15 protein-coding genes are annotated in these 13,426 nt (G+C 38.5%); all 15 read right to left on the bottom strand.

Features of this window, described 5'->3' with window-relative positions:
• Positions 1-13 precede the first annotated feature (13 nt).
• The 15 genes from H9L19_RS07250 to H9L19_RS07180 all read right to left on the bottom strand — a co-directional run bounded on the left by H9L19_RS07250 (position 14) and on the right by H9L19_RS07180 (position 13,383).
• Positions 14-235, bottom strand: a complete 222-nt coding sequence (locus tag H9L19_RS07250) for a YozE family protein (protein ID WP_187528990.1) — start codon at positions 233-235, stop codon at positions 14-16.
• Positions 235-834 (bottom strand): YpmS family protein, encoded by a 600-nt coding sequence (locus H9L19_RS07245; protein WP_243198164.1) that lies wholly within the window; start codon positions 832-834, stop codon positions 235-237. Before H9L19_RS07245 ends, H9L19_RS07250 begins: the two co-directional genes overlap by 1 nt.
• Positions 834-1,703: a GDSL-type esterase/lipase family protein gene (locus H9L19_RS07240; protein ID WP_187528989.1), complete on the bottom strand. Its 870-nt coding sequence runs from the start codon at positions 1,701-1,703 to the stop codon at positions 834-836. Before H9L19_RS07240 ends, H9L19_RS07245 begins: the two co-directional genes overlap by 1 nt.
• A 121-nt stretch (positions 1,704-1,824) precedes the next feature.
• Positions 1,825-2,673 carry a DegV family protein gene (locus H9L19_RS07235; protein WP_187528988.1) on the bottom strand — a complete coding sequence of 283 codons (849 nt, stop codon included), beginning with the start codon at positions 2,671-2,673 and terminating at the stop codon, positions 1,825-1,827.
• A gap of 21 nt (positions 2,674-2,694) precedes the next feature.
• Positions 2,695-3,561 carry a DegV family protein gene (locus H9L19_RS07230; protein WP_187529959.1) on the bottom strand — a complete coding sequence of 289 codons (867 nt, stop codon included), beginning with the start codon at positions 3,559-3,561 and terminating at the stop codon, positions 2,695-2,697.
• Between the two features lie 289 nt (positions 3,562-3,850).
• Positions 3,851-5,143: an alkaline phosphatase family protein gene (locus H9L19_RS07225; protein ID WP_187528987.1), complete on the bottom strand. Its 1,293-nt coding sequence runs from the start codon at positions 5,141-5,143 to the stop codon at positions 3,851-3,853.
• A 22-nt stretch (positions 5,144-5,165) separates the two neighbouring features.
• Entirely contained in the window at positions 5,166-5,582 is a 417-nt protein-coding gene (locus tag H9L19_RS07220; protein ID WP_187528986.1) for a MarR family winged helix-turn-helix transcriptional regulator, read from the bottom strand.
• 152 nt (positions 5,583-5,734) lie between these two features.
• On the bottom strand, positions 5,735-6,334 hold the full coding sequence (locus tag H9L19_RS07215; RefSeq protein ID WP_243198163.1) for a hypothetical protein: 600 nt from the start codon (positions 6,332-6,334) through the stop codon (positions 5,735-5,737).
• Between the two features lie 325 nt (positions 6,335-6,659).
• The gene (locus H9L19_RS07210; RefSeq protein WP_187528985.1) at positions 6,660-6,962 is read right to left on the bottom strand and encodes a metal-sulfur cluster assembly factor; all 303 of its coding nucleotides are present in this window, start codon (positions 6,960-6,962) and stop codon (positions 6,660-6,662) included.
• A 45-nt stretch (positions 6,963-7,007) separates the two neighbouring features.
• Positions 7,008-8,441: a Fe-S cluster assembly protein SufB gene (sufB, locus tag H9L19_RS07205; protein WP_187528984.1), complete on the bottom strand. Its 1,434-nt coding sequence runs from the start codon at positions 8,439-8,441 to the stop codon at positions 7,008-7,010.
• A 23-nt stretch (positions 8,442-8,464) separates the two neighbouring features.
• Positions 8,465-8,893, bottom strand: coding sequence for a Fe-S cluster assembly sulfur transfer protein SufU (gene sufU, locus H9L19_RS07200; protein WP_187528983.1), 429 nt, complete (start codon positions 8,891-8,893; stop codon positions 8,465-8,467).
• Positions 8,880-10,109: an aminotransferase class V-fold PLP-dependent enzyme gene (locus H9L19_RS07195; RefSeq protein ID WP_187528982.1), complete on the bottom strand. Its 1,230-nt coding sequence runs from the start codon at positions 10,107-10,109 to the stop codon at positions 8,880-8,882. The genes sufU and H9L19_RS07195 overlap by 14 nt, the downstream gene beginning before the upstream one ends.
• Complete coding sequence (locus H9L19_RS07190) at positions 10,102-10,896, bottom strand: SufD family Fe-S cluster assembly protein (RefSeq protein WP_187528981.1); 795 nt, start codon at positions 10,894-10,896, stop codon at positions 10,102-10,104. Before H9L19_RS07190 ends, H9L19_RS07195 begins: the two co-directional genes overlap by 8 nt.
• Entirely contained in the window at positions 10,897-11,676 is a 780-nt protein-coding gene (sufC, locus tag H9L19_RS07185) for a Fe-S cluster assembly ATPase SufC (RefSeq protein WP_187528980.1), read from the bottom strand.
• A 372-nt stretch (positions 11,677-12,048) separates the two neighbouring features.
• Complete coding sequence (locus H9L19_RS07180) at positions 12,049-13,383, bottom strand: FAD-dependent oxidoreductase (protein ID WP_187528979.1); 1,335 nt, start codon at positions 13,381-13,383, stop codon at positions 12,049-12,051.
• Positions 13,384-13,426 lie beyond the last annotated feature (43 nt).

The raw sequence follows: 13,426 nt of genomic DNA, 5'->3' as shown, positions 1-13,426 counted from the left end.
TTTTCCTGCCTTTCTATTCTTCTGATGCCAAATAAAGACGCCATGCCGCGTCAAATATGTCCATTGACAATAAGTAATTCCCATTTTCCTCTAAATAACGTGAGAGACTATCAAAATCATCACTTTGCTTTGGAAACGCTTGATCATAAAATGCGTTGTTTGCAAATTGTTTCACTTCATCATGAGTAACTGGATCGCGCTGTGTCATTAACCATTGATAAAACGATCGTCGCATTAGTTTGATAACCCCGCTCTAAAAATAAACTGATTTTTTTCCATGTTTATTTTTTCTATCTTAAATTTCAGACCTGATTGATTTGGTATCTGATTTAAATTAATTCGAATCGTCTGGTCATGCGCATTGACCGTCACCCATTTTGGTAAGTCTAAATGGTCACCTAAAGCACTCATGACATATTTAACGGGTAACGGTAACTGGCCCACTGCAACAGAATCAGCATGTAATAATAAATTACCATTTTTAGTCACACTCGGAGTCATTTTCATCCCATAGTCAACGTGTTGTCCTAATAACCTTTCAGTACCATAAACCATCATTGATTTTTCAGCCATCTCAAATCTAAATTTACCTTTTAAATCAGGGTCATTATTTAGATACTGATTTAACCAAGCATTTAAATTTGTTTTAGTCATTCTAACTTCCATTGCAGCATCAGCAATATTTGGCTTAACATCCTTGGTGCCTGCTTGATTCTGTGGCAAGAGTAACAATACGATTGAAAGCAAAACCACTGCAATCAGAGTCCCACCAATCCCCCAAAGAAGGCCTTGATTTCTAATTTGTTTTTGTTCTTTTGTAAATTGATGACGCATTATTGATATAACCAATCTTTCTTATGTGCAAGCATCTTTCTAACAAGTGCTTGGCTCATTTTGTCATAGCCCTTATCATTTGGATGATAATGATCTTCTTCAGTAATATATTGATTTTTTTCTTTTTCAGGTGAACTCAGCGTCTTTTCAACGACTTTATTCTTAGTTGACCCTTGGAATGCCAAATCTGCTTCTTGTACGAGCTTCTTCTGTGCCTTTTTATTCTGGTACTGACCAAATGTTAAGGTCTGATAAATTGACACGTAATAAGCATCTTTCATATTAGTGATTACTTTTTGATTAATGCCATTGTACAACTGCACAGCCTGATTTAAATCACTACGATTTGCCAAGTAAACATATAGTGGATTGTAATTACCGAATAGAAATAGTGGTGCATGCCGATTAGTTTCCCGAACAAAATCAGTTAATTTCGTAAGTTGTTTTTGATAATCACTTTGATTATCAGAAAGTTGTGTTAAAACATCAGTCTGTTTTTTCGTTTTCATTAATTGAAACAATGCTTGTTGTAAATCATTGCCACCTGCTGTCATCACGATTACATCCGCTTTTTTTATCACCCTAATTGCACTTGGATTATTTTTAATACGTTTTAAAATCTGATCTGAACGATCACCAGCTTTACCATAGTTAGTCGTTTTAACTGACAAATGATACGTTTGTTGCAATAATTTAGCCGTTCTTTTTTCATAACCGCCCTGATTAGTTGTATCACCCACACCCTCAGTTAGTGAATCGCCAATTGTTACAAGGTTAATTTGTGTTTTTTGCTTTGCTTTAGCGGCAACATTTGGTGCCACCAAACCCATAAGTAATATGGTCATCAAAAAAACAACTCTTTTTTTCATGAATGCCTCCTTCATTAATCTAATGGTTTCAATTATATCAGAAATCCCAATCGAGATATTAAAACCTTGTCATCTCATCAGTAATAAAAAAGACTAGTTGTTTCCACTAGTCATTGATTATTTAAAATGCTTTTAAATAGCTAAAGCCAAACGCCCCAACCCCTGTATGTGTCGCTACCGTTGGTGTTGTCTGTTGCACCATCAATTCGGCATCAGGAAATTCTTCGCGCAAGCGTTTAGCAAATGCTTCAGCTTCATCTGGAATACCTGCATGCGACAAACCAATCATTTGAATACCATCTGTATCATGCATTTGGTTCAAGATTTTATCTAAATAATTCTTGGTTGTCTTTGAACCACGCCCTTTGACTTCAGCTTCAATTTCACCATCTACAACATGTGCGCCAATTTTAATATTCAATAAACCACCAATGAACCCGGTTGCTTTTGAAATTCGGCCACCTGCAGTTAGATTATCTAGTGAACTTAACGTTAAATAAAGTTCAGTATTTTCGCTTGTTTGTTCAATATCAGCTAGAATTTCAGCCACACTAGCCCCGGCTTGTGCCATCCGAGCTGCTCGAATGACTTGGAAGCTTTGGGCCCGATCAATGAATTTAGAATCAACGGGGTGAATACGCTCACTATGCACCAATTGTGCGGCCTGTTGAGCTGTATTAAAGGTACCTGATAGACCAGGTGTCAAATGAATGCTGATAATTTCACTATCATCATCTAATAAACGCTCGTATTCATCCGTGAACACACCAATTGAAGGGGTTGATGTTTTGGGTAAATTCTTAGCAACCGCCATTTTATCCATAAAATCTTCTCTAGTAATGGTGACACCATCTTCATACATCACATCATCAATCATAACCGTCAATGGCACAACTGTAATTTCTAATGCTTCAATTTCATCAGTCGTTAATACTGCGGTTGAATCCGTTACAATTTTCACTTTTGACATCGTCTCAATTTACTCCTTTGTTTACAAACTCTCTGGATCGCGCATCCATGCGAGTGCTAAAGCACCTTGACCTAGGTGTGTCCCAATAACGGGACTAAAATACGAAAGTTCAAATTCTAGTTCAGGATATTTTTCTTCTAATTCTTGACGCCATTTTTCACCGGCAACTGGATCATTGCCATGAATAACCAAAGGTATGATTGGATAATCCGCTGCCAATAGGGCCTGATTAAATAATTCTTCAACGCGTTTTTGTGCTTTTTTCATTGAACGTACTTTTTCAAACGGTACGATGTAATTTGATTCGTCATCAAAGGTTAAAATTGGCTTTACTTTCAGCATTGTACCAATAACCGCACCAGCATTTGATAGGCGTCCGCCGCGTACTAGATTATTTAAATCATCAACCACAAAATATTCATCAATTGATGCACTTAATTGATCAAGCACATCAATGATATCTGCGACAGAATGTCCCTCTTGTGCCATTTTAGCAGCTTTTAACACCTGCCATCCCATTAATCTAACTGTAATTTTAGAATCATACGGAATGACCTCTAAGCCCTCAATTTTATCATCGATTGACTTAATGTTATTCACAAATCCAGAAATTGTTGATGCCAGATGAATCGACAATACCTGGTCATAACCATCAGCCTTCAATGATTCATACATCTCAAGTAATTCACCAATTGCTGGCTGTGACGTTGAAGGAAATGATTCCGATGTCTTGAGCATATCGTAAAACTGTTTCGTAGTAAGATCTTGCCCCTCTTTGTACACTTTACCATCCAAGATAATTGGAATTGGAATCACCTTGATTCCATATTGTGCTGCTTCTTCTTTTGTAATTGTTGCCGTTGAATCCGTCACAATCGCAATTTTCATAGTCAATTAATTCACTTTCTATCTAAAACACGTCTATTTAAGACATATAATCTAATTATTCATAATAATATTATACGCTTATCTATTATTAGTTCATAGACAGAAAATCAATATTTTTTACAATTGCCTCTCTCCATGCAATATAAAACCTTTTATCAGCAGCATTCTAAACAAACGAAACAATGAAGAAAGTCAACTTGAAATACGTGACAACTATCTGCCAAAAATTACAAAAATGCGATTGTCCCAAAATAGACATACAATGATAAGCATACCACAATCATCACACTTACTTGAAAATTTCCGAAATCACGTGCCCATCAATGCTATTTGTAAACTTTAATCCAAGCATTGCGGCCATTGTCGGCCCTTCATCAGTTAAATCAACATCTAAATCTAATCTTTGCTGGGCCTTGATATCTGGACCTGCAAAAATAGCAGTTGTCGCATAATCTGCATGCGTTGGTAAATAACCATGCGTCGCTTTATAACGATCAGGTTCACCCGCCAATAGCATATCGTTTGTCACTTCTTCCACAATTGCTGGACGATGTGTTTCATCGGTGAAGTAATATCCGTCCGCCGCCTCAACCATCAAGCTAGCCTGTGGATCAGCACCTAATTCAACTAATTCCGCATGTTCAATAATCAAACGAATACCTGGGACAGTTTTGATTGTATGGCGCACCACATCTAATAAGGTCCCATCTTTAATATAAATATAACTTGCGCCATCAACATGCTTCGCCAAAACTTGCCAATTACGTCGCACGCGACCATTGTTCGTTCCTTGTAACCATCCCATGGCTTCAAAACACATATTCAAATGAATCATTTGATCAACATTCATTTGGTAATGATCCCCAACGACCATAAAATCAGTTTCATCGAAAATATTTGCCTTTTTCGTTGCCGCCACTAGCGTCCCAACATGTTGATCTAATCGATCTAAGGCGTCGATTGCCTGTTGTGATCGCACACCATAGCGATGGCGATGGGCATCTAAGTCAACAAGATGAATAAGGGTCAAATTAGGCCGATGATTAATCAGTGTATCAGCGGCAACTGCGGTCACAAATTGATCCAACTCAGGCTGCTGAATACCACGTCTTAAATGACCATATTTTCGTTCCATACCCAATAGAAACAAAGGGGTACTCGCCTTAAACGATGTTAGATATTGGTTCGTCCAAATCCGATTCGGAAATATCTCTGCAATATGCCAATTAATTTTTGCTCCAGCAGTTACTGGCCACAGAAAAGCAGCCGTCGTTAGGCCTGCCTCGCGCGCTAAATCGTAGACCGTTGGTACCTTAATTTGTTTAGCGTACCAAAACCAATCTGGCGAAATACGTTCAGTCTGTTTCAACGTCGCATCGATAATGCCATGTTTTTTAGGATAAGTACCTGTAATAATTGAGGTATGCGATGGATAAGTCACACTGGGATAAACACCCTGAACTTTTCGAACCCAAGTGCCACGATTGATCAAAGCAGCCAAATTTGGCAAAAACTGTAATCGGTTTTTTACATCCGAAAAACCAAGTGCATCTAATGAAATAACAACCACATGTTTGGCCATGATAACCCCTTTTGTAGACACCCTACTTTAATTTAGTGACCGATTTATCCAAACGATTCAATAGAATCTGTAGCATCGACTTTTCCTCGGTCGCCCACAGAGAAAAAACCTGTTTTTCTAGGTTATCATATGCTGATTGAACGTTAGATAACACCGCTTCGCCTTGATCAGTTACTTCGTAGATGAGCTGCCGCCGATCATGTCCGACAGCAACATGATTAACTAATTCTTTTTTTACTAACGAATTCAATTGACGGGACAATGTTGAATTGTCTAAATGGGTTTCCAAGCTCAGTTTATCCTGCGTGTCAAACTGTTGGGCAACATTTGCCAACAATTGCCACTCCGCTATGGTCACATTTTGTGCCATTGTGATTTTTTTTAGTACTTGCTGATAGGATTTATCAGTATCTCTCAACGCTTCTAAAATCGGTTTCATTTTAGATTCCTTTCGCTACTCACTAGGCAAAACTCAGAATATTAATTTAGTTTCTTTTCTTAATTATACTAAATTAATACGTTCATGGTTAATTTCGCCTATTTTTAAAAATACGTATGCGCGATTGATTGATATATATCCTTAAATACCGTTTACATCTCTACCTGTGGAACTTTTTTTCGGCAAATCAAAATATATATGATAGCGCCCGTCATGATTATTACCCAGATGACAGGTACAAAGACTGTGTTAAATGTAACCGAACTAGCCGCAAAACAACTTAATAACATCGAAATATCATTCCAAACATAAAATGCAATGCTTTCAGAATAAGGTGACACTTTAATCTTTCTAAATGTCGGAATAATTGCGAGCGCCTCAATTACTGCTAAGATAACGAGCAAAACGCTCTCGCTCATTAATCCTAAACCAGTAAGAATTACTGGCCCTGCAATTCCTGACATCATCAGGATAATAAAGGGCCAATCTAAACCATTTTCACGACTCGTTTTTAATCCTTTGATCCCAAAATATGTACAAAATACAACCGTAAAAACCATTGAAGTTGCCCCAAAACCACCATGATGTCGTAAAATGATAATCACTTCAATCAAGGAAATTAATGCCCACAAGAAAAAAGTTGGCGAATTTGGTTGAAATTCGCCTCGCTTTAAGGCCTTCAAAGCCGGTACATTACGATAAATAATCGCAAGCATGGCTAAACCACCAAAAATTGCTCGTAAATCTTCCATTAGTCTGCTAGTCTGCCTTTCAGATTCATTAAACTATTGCTTCAATCATAACAAATCCATAATCGACATTTAGCTTTTTCACAATTCATTCAAAAAACGTCTTAAGATTCAACAAAAACTTTAAAAAAACGTTGCATTCAAATTTGAATGCAACGCTGAGAAAAAGGATTGGGTATAGAAGCTTTTGCTCCCATATCAATATTGTAAAAGGATTCTGTCATAAAAATATAGAATTCATAATTAACTAACAAACTATTTAATTTTTGGTCATTTATTCTATCTAAAACATCCTAAAAATAAGATTTTTCCGATAAATAGGATATAGTCAATGGATCCCTAACAGCAGCCTTGCATATGGCGTCATCCGATCTTTCGACCACGCTGGTTCAAAAACAACATGCAAATCAACGCTCTTGATTCCTGGTACATTTAATACGGCACGCCGGATTCGTTTTTCTAATAAATCACTCAAAGGGCACCCCATCATTGTCCAAGTCATCGTAATCATAACCGCATTTTCGGATACTTTCACTCCATAAATCAAACCTAAATTAACAATATCACAACGTAATTCTGGATCTTCAACCATAGTTAAAGCATGCCAAATATTATTTTCTATCTCGTTCATGTGCCTACTTTCTCAGTTATAAAAGAACTCGCTCACTTTCAAAGTCTATCCGACACTGCCGGCCATTTCAAATTGCATCAACCGATTCAGTTCCACTGCATATTCCATTGGTAACTCCTTAATAAACGGCTCTGCAAATCCCATAATAATCATCGCGGTTGCATCGCGCTCAGAAATACCACGACTCATGAAATAATTAAGTTGCTCAGCTGATAAGCGTGACACTTTCGCTTCGTGTTCCAATGTCACTTGCCCGTTATTCACCTGATTATAAGGAATTGTATCAGCGGCTGATTGCGCGTCCATTAGAATGGTATCACATTCAACATGGGCAGTGGCACCAATCGCATCTTCAACAAAACGAACATCACCTCGATAATCTGTCTTACCACCATCGTGAGCAATTGATTTAGAAATAATTGATGACGATGTATTCGGCGCATTATGTATCATTCGTGCGCCAGAGTCAAGATGAATTCCTGCACCAGCCACAGCAATTGATAACATTGTGCCCCGAGCACCACTTTCTTGCAAATAGACTGCTGGATATTTCATCGTTACCTTCGATCCAAAATTACCGTCAATCCATTCCATCGTTGCATTGCGATACGCATACGCTCGTTTTGTTTCCAACGAATAAACATTATCTGACCAATTTTGAATGGTTGTATATCGACAATAAGCATCTTTTTTGACGACCACTTCTACCACTGCAGCATGGAGTGCATCGCCTGAATACATTGGTGCTGAACACCCCTCAACGTAATCCACATGTGCGCCTTCATCAACAATGATTAACGTTCGTTCAAATTGACCTTCATTCGTTGTGTTAATTCTAAAATATGACTGGATAGGCACATTAACATGAACGCCCTTAGGAACGTAAATAAACGTCCCCCCTGACCAAACTGCAGCATTCAGTGCTGTCATCTTATTATCAGCTATTTTAACAATCGTACCAAAGTATTCACGCACTAATTCAGGATATTGCTGGAGTGCAGAATCGGTGTCCATAAAAATAATACCTAGAGCTTCAAATTCAGCCTTCATTCGTGAATAAACAACTTCTGATTCATACTGAGCGGATGAACCCGCAAGCCACTGGCGTTCTGCCTCTGGCACGCCCAGTCGCTCAAAGGTGGTTTTCATTGCTTCTGGTACATCATTCCAATCTCGGTACTTATCCCTAGCAGGTTTATTGTAATAATATATTTCATCAAAATTTAAAGCCGACAAATCTGGACCAAAGGCTGGCATTGGCATTTTTAAAAATTGTTCATATGCCACTAAACGGTACTCAAGCATCCATTCAGGCTCGTTTTTTGCCGCAGAAATAGCTTTGATCACTTCAACAGACAGGCCCTTCCCAGTTGAAAATACTGGTTCAATGTCATCCGCATATTGTAACTCATCTGCTGCTTTTTTTTGAATTGCTTGCCTAGTAGCTGACAACTCAGCTGTTCGTTCAATTTCTGCCATATCAATTAACCTCCATATTAATTTTATAAACAAGCACTGAGCGTATGCCAGGCTAACGTGGCACATTTAATTCGCGCTGGAAAATTCTTCACACTTGAAAAAACTTGGGCATCACCTAATAAATGGCTATTTTGTTGTGCCCATTCTTCTCCCGTCACTAAATCAAAAAACGATTGACATAATGCTTTTGTATCCTGTACTGATTTTCCAATCACTAATGTTGTCATAATCGATGCTGACGCCTGACTAATCGTACAACCACTACCCTGCCAAGCAATTTGACTAATCACACCCTCTTTCACCATCACCTGAACTGATATCTGATCACCACAACTTGGATTACTACCTGACTGAGAACATGTAAATGTGGTTAATTCACCTTTGTTCTGCGGATAGCGACTGTGTGTCAACAGCACTTGCCGATAAAGTTGATCTAATTTAGTGAGTGCCATTAAAGTATGCCTCAACTTCCTTAATACCAATGATTAATCGATCAATATCTGCTACTGAATTATAGAAGGCCAAGCTCACCCTCAACGTACCATTCAAATTCAAAGCCGTCATCAGGGGTTGTGCACAGTGATTCCCTGCTCGAACCGCAATTCCTAACTGATCAAATGCCGTTGCAGCATCATGCGGATGAATATTATTAAAATTGAATGATACAATGCTTGTTCCCGTTGTGCCAATGACACTAATTACTGGTATCTTGGCTAATTCCTGACGCAAATAATGTGTCAATCGCTGCTCATATTGCATAATACGTGTGAGGTCCAAATGCTGCAGGTAAGAAATGGCAGTCCCTAATCCGATTGCCGCAGCAATATCAGGTGTCCCCGCCTCCAAACGCCAAGGTAATGCTAAAAATTTTGTCTGATTTAATCGCACTTCACTGACAATGCCGCCCCCAACTTCAAACGGTGCAAACTGATCCAACAAATCTCGTTTACCGTACAGAATACCAATGCCAAGTGGCGCATAAAGCTTATGCCCTGAAAAGACCATAAAATCAATATCTAGCGCTTCAACATCAATTGGAAAATGAGCAATTGCTTGAGCTGCATCACCGATTACCAGTGCACCATATTGATGCGCAAGAGTTATAATTTGTTTCATATCTGGACATTGCCCAGTCACATTTGACATCATTGTCATGGCGACAATTTTCGTCTGAGGCGACAATAGTTGTTCATACGCATCTAAATCTAAATGACCGTTTTTATCCACGTCAACAACTCGCAGAATAGCACCACTTTTTTTTGCCAAACGTTGCCATGGTAAGAAATTGGCATGATGTTCTAAAATCGACACAATTATTTCATCACCTGGTTCAATATGTAATGGGCCATCGTTACTTGCTAACCAATTTATTCCTTCAGTTGTCCCTTTTGTAAAAACAACTTCATCGATTGAATGGGCATGGATTAATTGTTGCACTTGATGTCGAGCTAATTCATAAGCATGTGTTGCCCGCTCTGATAAAGTATGAATACCGCGATGAATATTACTATTATCATTAGTATAAAAATCAACCAACGCATTAATGACCGCTTTCGGTTTTTGTGTTGTTGCCGCATTGTCAAGATACACTAATGGTTCATCATTAATCATCTGATGCAACGTTGGAAAATCATCCCGAATGGCTAAAAAAAACGCATCTTCATTCATGATTCAACTGCCTTTCAATTTCAGTGTAAATCTCATTTTGCCAGCCTTGTGGCAAATGATTAATTGTCTGAGTGATGAAGCCGCGTGTCACCAGTCGCTGTGCGTCATCAAGCGGAATACCACGGCTCAATAAGTAATTGACCTGGTCTTGGTTGACTTGACCTACTGAAGCTGCATGGCCTGCCATAACATCATCTTCATCGATTAATAGAATCGGATTAACTTCTCCGGTGGCCAATGTATCAAGCATTAACAGCCTTGATGCTTGCTGCGCATCAGAACCTGCGGCACCTTTTTTCACATGACCAATACCATTAAATGTAATTTTAGCTGTGTCCATCGCAATCCCTCGCTGTTGAATATGACCGATAGTATGCCGCGCATCATTAATCACTTGATTCGTTATTTTAAGGTATTGATTTTGTTTAACCACACCAATCACTGACGCATTCGTCTGCGCACCTTCACCAGCTAAATGGGTTGTCATATTAATGCCAACATGTGCGGTTCCTAAAACAAGCAATAGCATATTAACTTGGCTATCTGCAGCGATTGTAACATCAATTGTTAATTGTTGCGTGCCATCACCTTGATAATACATGATGAGGTCACGTTTAACACGCTGCCCAATAGTGACCTTTATGCTTTGTTCGTCAGTTTGTTTGATGTTAATACGCATTGGTCGATTCGAATCTGATGACACGACCAATTCTGAATTTGCAGCTGATAGCACCGCAACTTGTTGTTGCTGTATACTTTCATCTGAAAAAAATGCTTGCTCTGCCATTTAAATATCCTCATCAGTCAAAATGATATCTAGACCCAATTGATCACGTAATCCTGCATAACCACTTGCTTCTAATGCCTTTGCTAAATCCGCATCACCAGTTGTTACAATGCGTCCATCCATCATGATATGAACAAAATCAGGTACAACGTAATCAAGGAGTCGCTGATAATGGGTAATCATCAGTGCACCAAAAGTTGTCTTTCGCATATGATTAACACCCTTTGCGACCACTTTTAACGCATCAATATCTAACCCAGAATCAATTTCATCGAGAATTGCAAATTCAGGTGCAATCATCAACATTTGTAGTATCTCATTTCGTTTCTTTTCACCACCAGAAAAGCCCTCATTCAAATAACGTTCAGTCATGTCAGACGTCATTCCCAACAATTCACTTTTTTTTGCTAATTCTGTTATAAACGCCATAATACTAATTGGCTGGTCAACTGGTCGCCGTGCATTTATAGCGGCTCGAATAAAATCCGAACTAGTCACCCCAGGTACTTCAACCGGATATTGCATAGCCAAAAAAAGACCTGCTCGTGCACGTTCGTCGATTGTCATTTGTGTGATATCTTGCCCATCCAAGCTCATTGTTCCAGCCGTAATTTCATAATTTGGGTACCCCATAATGACTTGTGACAAAGTAGATTTTCCTGTCCCATTTGGTCCCATAATTGCATGAACTTCCCCTGTTTTCAAAATTAAATTCACACCTTTTAAGATTTCTTGATTATCAATTGCGACATGCAAATTCTCAATTTTTAATTCACCCATTAATTCGCCCCTATTTTTATATTATTAGTATATACAATCATACCGCGTTTCAATTTCATTTTTGTGAAGAAATTAAATATATCTTGTCTCAATTTGACTCATTTTAAAATTTCAGTATCCTGTGCTTAGCTCCACCAGAAAAATTGATCTACAGTCAATAAATCGTGTCATACCAATTCATTCGCATTGACAGAATTTGTTTGACATATGTACGACGTTAATATGACAACTAAACGGTTACTCATATATAACCTCATTTCATTTTAGACAATCAAAAAAGCCTGTCAATCTCGAATGAGACTAACAAGCTTTTTTAATTTAAATGACTCAACAACGCCTAAAGCCTCTTTGATTAGTCACTCAATGTTTTCCTTATTCAGCTGCAGCAGCCATTGCCACGGCACCCAAGAAATTAATTGGTTGGCTGAAGTTTGGTTGGAATAAGAAGTCAGACATTGCCAAATCATCAATCGTCATCTTATTTTGGATTGCAAGTGACAAAGCATTAGCTGTTTGTGAAATATCATGCTTTGAGTAGAATGACCCACCAAGAACTTGACGCGTCTTTTCATCCCAAGTCAACGTGGCGCGAACAGGTGTCGTTGTCAACATGAAATCAGGCCGATAGTCTTGTTCAATCGTGATTTCTTTAATTCCAGTAATACCACGTGCCTCAGCTAATTGTTGATTCAATCCAGAAGCAGCCATCGCATAACCGTACAATTCAACAGCTGAAGTTGATTGTGTTCCTAAATAAGCCACTTGTGGGGTATTGATGTTCTTTCCAACTAAAATCCCCTGACGGATAGCATTAGTGGCAAGTGGAATGTAATCATCCTTTTGTGTTGGATTATAGAAAACAGTAGCTGAATCACCAGCTGCATAGACATCTTTGACAGATGTTTGCATATACTTATCAACAATAATCGCACCATTTTTTATCATATCAACTTGTCCAGTAAACAAATCAGTACGTGGCAAGAATCCAATCCCTAAGACTGCGATATCAGCCTCATATACGCCCTTGTCTGTTGTGACCTTAACACCAGTTTCAGTTTCTTCAAAACTTTTAACCATTTGTCCCAAAGCCAATGTCACTCCGTGTGCCTGATATTGTGCTTCAACTTCATCAGTAATATCTTTATCGAAGTTTTTAGCTAACACACGGTCTAATCCATCAATCAATGTCGTCTTGATATTATTAACAGAGAATTGTTCAGCCAATTCGGCACCGATATAACCAGCACCAATCACAATGGCACTTTTAGCTGACTTGGCAGCTTCTTTAATTGCCTTAGCGTCATCCCAGTTTTTGCACTTGTAAACATTTGCCCCATCAATACCAGGAATTGGTGGCATAACAGGCTTTGACCCAGTTGTGATCACAATCTTATCAAACGTCTCAGTTTTCGATTCATTTGTTTTCAGATCAACAGCTGTCAACGTCTTAGTTGCCAAATCGACGGCTGTCACATCATGTTGCATCTTCATTTGAATGCCATCAGCTTGCATTGCTGCAACTGAGTCGTAAAACATCTTCTCAGAAGATGACACGTGATTACCTACCCACAAAGCAATTCCACAAGACAAGAATGACACAGTATCATTACGTTCAAACACTGTAATCTCTGCATCAGGATTATTCTTCAGAATTTCACGTGAAGAAAAAATACCAGCATGTGTACATCCAATAACTGCAACTTTCATAATTAAGGCCTCCAAAGTATAATAAAACGCTTACATTGCGTAT

It is taken from the genome of Weissella diestrammenae (assembly GCF_014397255.1).
Lineage (GTDB): Bacteria > Bacillota > Bacilli > Lactobacillales > Lactobacillaceae > Weissella > Weissella diestrammenae.
This window is presented reverse-complemented; position numbering and strand designations above follow the sequence as displayed.